Source organism: Microbacterium sp. B19(2022) (genome assembly GCF_012030385.1).
GTDB lineage: Bacteria > Actinomycetota > Actinomycetes > Actinomycetales > Microbacteriaceae > Microbacterium > Microbacterium oxydans_B.
Map to the genome: position 1 here is coordinate 98,567 of NZ_JAAUVO010000016.1, position 6,392 is coordinate 104,958.

6 protein-coding genes are annotated in these 6,392 nt (G+C 69.4%); 1 reads left to right on the forward strand and 5 read right to left on the reverse strand.

What is annotated here, in order from left to right:
* Window positions 1-6 precede the first annotated feature (6 nt).
* The 3 genes from HCX50_RS14850 to HCX50_RS20215 all read right to left on the reverse strand — a co-directional run bounded on the left by HCX50_RS14850 (window position 7) and on the right by HCX50_RS20215 (window position 2,682).
* A complete protein-coding gene (locus HCX50_RS14850; protein ID WP_167634889.1) occupies window positions 7-996 on the reverse strand; it encodes a MauE/DoxX family redox-associated membrane protein in 990 nt (329 codons plus the stop codon).
* Between the two features lie 87 nt (window positions 997-1,083).
* Complete coding sequence (locus HCX50_RS14855) at window positions 1,084-1,590, reverse strand: hypothetical protein (protein WP_029261182.1); 507 nt, start codon at window positions 1,588-1,590, stop codon at window positions 1,084-1,086.
* Window positions 1,591-1,785: 195 nt separating this feature from the next.
* On the reverse strand, window positions 1,786-2,682 hold the full coding sequence (locus HCX50_RS20215) for a helix-turn-helix domain-containing protein (protein WP_167634890.1): 897 nt from the start codon (window positions 2,680-2,682) through the stop codon (window positions 1,786-1,788).
* Between the two features lie 364 nt (window positions 2,683-3,046).
* Here HCX50_RS20215 and HCX50_RS14865 point away from each other — a divergent pair, with 364 nt between their 5' ends.
* Complete coding sequence (locus tag HCX50_RS14865) at window positions 3,047-4,132, forward strand: hypothetical protein (RefSeq protein WP_167634891.1); 1,086 nt, start codon at window positions 3,047-3,049, stop codon at window positions 4,130-4,132.
* 8 nt (window positions 4,133-4,140) lie between these two features.
* Here the strand turns inward: HCX50_RS14865 and HCX50_RS14870 are convergent, their stop codons facing one another.
* Window positions 4,141-5,607, reverse strand: a complete 1,467-nt coding sequence (locus HCX50_RS14870) for a polysaccharide biosynthesis tyrosine autokinase (protein ID WP_167634892.1) — start codon at window positions 5,605-5,607, stop codon at window positions 4,141-4,143.
* 94 nt (window positions 5,608-5,701) lie between these two features.
* Window positions 5,702-6,392, reverse strand: a 691-nt coding sequence (locus tag HCX50_RS14875) for an arsenate reductase/protein-tyrosine-phosphatase family protein (protein ID WP_337749825.1), incomplete at its 5' end; no start/stop codon positions are given.

Below are 6,392 nucleotides of genomic sequence, written 5' to 3' on the forward strand. Positions count from 1 at the left end.
ACCGCGTCAGGCGGGGGAGACCTCGACCGCCGCACGGATGCTGTCGATCAGCACCCGCACCTCGTCGCTGCCGACCGCCAGCGGCCCGGCCTGCGTCCCGTCGGTGCCGATGAGCGCGGCCACGGGGGTCGCCGCTCCGATGCGGAGCGCCGCCGCCACCGAACCGCCGACGTCGAGCGCGAAGCGCGTCGAAGCGGGGAGGTCGTGCGGCGGCTCTGTGCTCGCCGCGACGCTCACGGCGCGCTGGATCACGTAGACGTCGACAACGGCCGCCAGAGGGGCCTCTGCGGCCTTGAGCGATGTCATGGCGGTCGCGCACGCGTGGCACCCTGGCGCCACGAACACCAGGAGTCGGGCGCGGGCGGCCGGGGCGAGCACGTCGACGATCTCCGCATTGCCAGGCAGCAGCACGGCGCCGGCTCCACGGGGGATCTGCGCATCCGCTCGTCCGGCGGCGTTCGATGCGCGGACCAGGGACCAGACGCCGACGGCGATCAGCAATCCTGCACCGACAGCGCCGAGCACGAGGGGCACCGACGGGCCCGTGAGGAGCGTGGCCGGAATCCCGACGGGCTCGGAGACGGCGGCCGCGGTGACGGCCCCTGCCAGCACGGAGGCGGCGATGGCGGTGAGGACCGCGTTGCGCACGATGAGGCGAGGTCCGATTGCGGACGGGAGCCAGTCGCCGAAGCAGCCGCAATCATCGGTGGCGCCGAGGCGGTGCGCCCGAACGACGGCGATCAGAAGGCCGGAGGTCAGCAGGAGCGCTGCGGCAGCGAAGACCACGAAGAGCCAGCCGTCCGTCGCGAGCAGCTCGACGGCGACGACCGCCTCGACGGCGATCAGTGCTCCGGCTGCGGTCTTCGGGTGGCCGACAGGGATACGCAAGGCCGCGAAGGCGGCGCTTCCGCGGTCGGCCGATCGGAGCTTTCCGACCGCGCTCACGGCGAAGACGACGGCGAGGAACACCGTCAAAGGTGTGAGGAACGCGACCATGGCCCCAATACTCCCGGATAGCCGGAGCGGCCGAAACCCGAAGGCTCCGGCCGCTCCACGATCTTCGTGATCAGTTCGAAGGACAGATCAGCCGTCGGTGCAGAGGATCGCGGTCTGGGACAGCGTTCCCGAGGTCTTCGCGCCGGTCGCGACGTACCCGCTGGGAAGCGTGGCCGTTGCCGTCAGGACGCTGCCGACGCCGAGTCCGACGAGGGCGCGGGCCTCGAAGGAAGCGCCTGCGGGCAGGTCGGCGACGAGTGTGATCTGCTGCGACGTCGGTCCCAGGAGCTGGATGTCGGCGAGTGCGCTCGAGATGGAGAAGAGCTGCACGTTCGCGACGCCGGTCGCCGTGATGTTGATGACGGTCCCGGCGGGGAGCGGTACGCTCGGGCCGGCGGTGATCTCGAAGCCCGGGAACAGCAGTCCCAGCGTGCCGCAGTCGCCGTCGACGGAGAACGCGCCGACCTCGACGTCGCCCGACGCGGCCGCGAGCGGCGTGGCGACGGCTGCCGCGATGACGGGGACCGACCATGCCGCGCCCTTGACGATCGTGCGGCGCGAGATGCCCTTGTTCTTCTGGATTTCTTCGGTCACGTGAGTGCCCTCCCTGTTCGATGCAGATGCGGTTTCCCGCTGTGTCGTGAAGAGGCGACACGTTGTCTGCATCCCCCAGGAGCCTCTTCGTGGTCATCAAAGTAGGGAGAGGAAGAGGGGGAGGAAGGGGGTTTCGGTGAACTACGCGCAGGGTGCGCTCAACCTGCGCGATCTGTGCGTTATGGCTGCGTGGAGCTATGCCCGGCGCGAGGAGCGCAGGGTGCGCGGGGTGGCCTGATAGGCCTCGTCGAGTGCCCGACGCATGCTCATCGGAGAGTGGAATCCGGCACGCTGCGCGATCTGATCGATGCTCAGCACGTCGTAGCGACTGTCGACGAGGAGCGAGTGGGCCAGCCGCGCACGCTGCCGACGGATCTCCGCCGCGACGCTGTTGCCGGATTCGGAGAAGACGAGCTGCAGCTGCCGCAGCGACGACTGCACCTCGTGCGCGACGCGCGACGGGTTCAGCGACGGATCACCGCACTGCTGCGAGATCACGGCGATGGCACGCTCGCGCAGCACGGCATGCGGCGAGCCCTGGGCGCTGACCCCGCCGACCCGGTCGAGCAGCACCGCGCCGCACATCTCCATCACCAGCTGCTCGATGGCGTACTGCTCGATCGCCGATGCATTGTCGTCGGTGTCGAGCAGACACCCGACGAACTGCTGCATCGAGGTGTCCAGGAGTCGGCGGTCCGTGAACACGGTCGCGTCGGGAGGCAGCGACGGCACGAACGAGGCGATGGCCGAGCGCGGCACGAGTGCGGCGACGAAGCGCCACTGCCCTGCCCACCGCAACCGGCGTGTGATGCCGTGTGCGGCGACGACGAGACCGCCCTCGGTCTCGACCCAGGGCTCACCCTCTACTCGCGACCAGAGCGCCTGTGCCTCGACGAACGCGAAGACCGAGTGGTCGGGGTACCGGGTCACCGTGTCGACGTGGAGCTCGGAGGTCCCTCCGCCCGTGCTGAGCAGTCGCACACCGCCGGAGGCGCGCTCCCGGGAACGCAGTCCGGGGCGGTCACCGACCCGCCGAACACCATGCTTCGCGAGCTCTCTGTCGTCGATGACCTGAGCGTTTGAGTGACTCACGAGACGTTCCCCCTCAGGGTGCCTGCGAACAACTGCGGCGCCTCTGCGATCGGGGTGCCGAACCTGCTCCCATCAACGCGTCGCGTTGCCGGGTTCGCCATCCCGATGCCTCGATACGGTGGTGTATTGAATACAGATTCAATCATCCGGCCCCTCCTGTCAACACAGATTCTGAATTCGTGTAGTGAGACGACACGAACCTCATCTGCATCCCCCAGGAGCCTCACTGCGAGCCACCGTAGAGGGCCCGCCGGGGAATGTCCGGCGAATGGAAGAAAAGCGCGCAATGTGCGTTGTTCCTGCGCGCAATGTGCTTTCGCCTGCGCGGCTCGCCGAGTCGAAGAACGTGGATAGGCTTGCTGCCATGTCCGATCGCTTCCTCGTCAACGCGGTCGGAGCCGTCATCGAGATCGACGCCTCTCGGCGCGACGAAGACTTCCGCGCACGCACCCTCGCCGCCTGGACAGACGCGCGCTACGAGGGCGATCGAGCCGCCGATGCGGTCGCCGTGGTTCCGGCCGACACGGAGGACGCCGCAGCCCTCTCCGCGCTCTCGACCGACGTCACGATCAAGGCCCTCGCGCACCGCCGACACGACCCGATCTGGATGCTGCACGCCGCCGGACTCGCCGCCGCCGACGGTCGCGTCGTGGTGCTCAGCGCGGCATCCGGCACCGGCAAGACGACAGCGGCGCGACACCTCTCGCAGCACTACGCGTACGTGAGCGACGAGACCATCGGCATCGACGACACCGGTCGCGTGGTGCCCTACCGCAAGCCGCTGTCGATCATCGAACAGGATGCCGTTCCCAAGGCTCAGGTCGCGCTGTCGAGCATCGGCGGCGCGCACACCCTGCCCGGCGAGCTGCGGGTGGCGAAGATCGTCGTGATCGATCGCTCGCCGGAGGGCCCGGACGTGCCCGAGATCGAACCGCTGGACATCGCGGATGCCCTGGCGCTGCTGGGACCGCAGACCAGCTATCTCTCCGACGGGCCGGCACCCCTGCAGCGGATCGCTGCAGTGCTCGAAGCCACCGGCGGTGCCGTGCGACTGCGCTACCGGGAGGTGACGGGCATCGACGGGATCATCGATGATCTGCTCGACGTCGAGCCGGCTCCGATTCCGTCGATCGTCACCCGCACCGCACCCGTGGTCGAGACGTCAGTCGCGGACGCATACCGCCGTGCGGAGACGGTCGACGAGCTGGTGCTCGAATCCCGCGTCGCTGTGCTGCGGCGGACGCCGACCGGGGGACAGGTGCACGTCCTCGACGGCATCGGCCCGACCATCTGGACCGCGGCCGCCGGAGGGAGCACGCTCGCTCAGCTCGTCGACGCCGTGGTGACCGTGCACGGAGAGCCCGCAGACGGAGACCCGGCGTCGATCGTGCAGACGGCCGTGCAGGTGCTCATCGCCGATGGGCTCCTCCTGCCGCCGACTCCGCGCTGAGCGGTGCCTCAGACCTGAGCGGTGCCGCGCCGGCGCACGCCGGGTGCTGCCGCCTCGGACTCCGCGCTCTCGCTGTCCGCGCCGTCCTTCGCGTAGCGCTCGTAGGCGCCGTAGTACTCGCGGCCGTAGTACGCCGACTCGGCACCCTTGCGGGGCACACGATTCAGCACCACGCCGAGCACACGGCCGGTCGTGCGGGTGATGTTGTCGATCGCCCGCTGCAGCATGTCGAAGGTGGTCTTCCCCGACGAGACGACGATCAGCACGCCGTCTGCGTTCGCGGCCAGCACCGCGGCGTCGGTCACCGGCAGCACCGGCGGCGAGTCGAGGATGACGATCGCCGACTTGCTGATCTCCGCCAGGAAGTCGCGCATGCGCTGCGACCCGAGCAACTCGCTGGGGTTCGGCGGGATGCGGCCGGCGCCGACCACGGCCAGCGGGATGTCGCGAGACGGTCGATGCGCCACATCCTGCAGCTCGGCGCGGCCCGCGAGCACATCGGTGAGGCCGACGTCGTGGGACATCCCGAAGATGTCGGCGATGACCGGGCGGCGAAGGTCGCAGTCGATGAGGATGGCCCACTGTCCTGCTGCGGCGAGACTGGACGCGAGGTTGACCGAGACGGTGGACTTGCCGTCGCCGGGCACGGAACTCGTGACCACGATCACGCGTGGCGGGTTGTCGACATCGATGAACTGCAGGTTCGTGCGCAGCTCGCGCATCGACTCGATGAGGTGATGCGACACCCCGTGCTGCGATTCCAGGGAGAAATCGATCACCTGTCGCTCGTCGGCGATCGACTTCTCGAGCGGGAGGGTGCCGATGACGGAGACGCCCGTCTCGCGCTCGATGTCGCGGGGGTGACGCACGCGACGGTCGACGGTGTGTCGCACGAACGCGTAGACGAGACCGAGAGCGAGACCGGCGAGAGCGCCGATGATCACGTTCAGCCGCGTGTTCGGCGACGACGGGGTGCTGGGAAGGCGTGCGGAGTCACCGACGATGAGGGAGATCGCCGCCGGCGTCTCCGCCGTGCCGCCCTCGAGCTTCTCGATCTCGATCGCCATGCCGTCGAGCCAGGCCTGCGCGAGCGCCTGCGCCGACTCTGGCGTCGGGCCGGTGGCCGTGACCTTCAGTGCGGTGGTGTCGACGGGGTTCGTCACCGTGACCCGGTTGACCAGCACGTCGGGGGAGGCGTCGAGGTCGAGTTCGTCGATCGCATGCTCGGCGACCGCCCGCCAGGAGCCGAGATTGAGGTAGGACTTGACCCTGCTCTGAGCGAGCTGGTTGCCCACGAGCGCGGAACCGCTCGTGCCGTCGCCGCCCACGGCCGTCACGATGCCTGTCGTGTCGGCCGAGTACACCCGCGGCTGCAGGGAACTCCAGCCGAACGCCAGGGCCGCACCCACCAGCGTGGCCGCGACGATGACGATCCAATGCGCGCGCAGAATGCGCGCGTAGTCTCTCAGTTCCAACTCTTCATCCCCTCGCACATCCCGCGGGGAGGTCGGGATGCAGACATGAGAATGAGCATACGGCGAACACCCCTCCGCCGGAGGCGCACGCGGCTCACGTGAGGGCGGCGCGCACGATTCGTTCGACCTCGACCAGCGCGGGAGTCAGCTCCGCCGCCGACCGGGCATAGGTCTCACGCGACCGACGGTAGGGGTCGATCACATCGTCGTCATCCCCGGAGGAGGCGGTGACGCCGCGCTGATCGTTGACCGCACGCAGCACGGCGGCGAACCGATCGTGGGAGGACGAGCCGGCCGCGTCGGCTGCAGCGCGGGCGTCGTCGGTGCTCAACGTCGAGGCGAGGCGCGCGAACTCGCGGACCGTGAAGGTGCGACGCAGCCGGTTCGGCATCATCTTGACCACGTGCGAACGATGCTCGCGCGCCATGGTGAGGACGAGGTCGGCGTCTTCGAGAAGCGGCTCGACGAGGTAGCGGGCCAGGTGGGCGGATGCTGTCGCGGGATCGACGCCCGCCTGCGCGGCCAGCTCGAGCGCCGGCTCGGGCATGCCGTGACCCACCAGCGCATGGGTGCCCGCGCTGTGGACCCGCACGCCGAGCGGTTCGAGGTCGGACCGCAGCATGACCTCCGCCAGCGGCGACCGGCAGATGTTCCCGGTGCAGACGGTGAGGATCGTGAGCCGCGAGGAAGGAGCGTCCGACTCCGGGGCGCCCAGGATGGCGTCGAGGAGTGCGGCATCCTCCGCGGGGGCGGGCGGAGTCGACGGGGCGGACGCGGAGACGACG

Excerpts from the sequence above, each read along its gene's own strand:
- HCX50_RS14850 (WP_167634889.1), bottom strand. The coding sequence starts at position 996 with ATGGTCGCGTTCCTCACACCTTTGACGGTGTTCCTCGCCGTCGTCTTC.
- HCX50_RS14865 (WP_167634891.1), top strand. The coding sequence starts at position 3,047 with ATGTCCGATCGCTTCCTCGTCAACGCGGTCGGAGCCGTCATCGAGATC.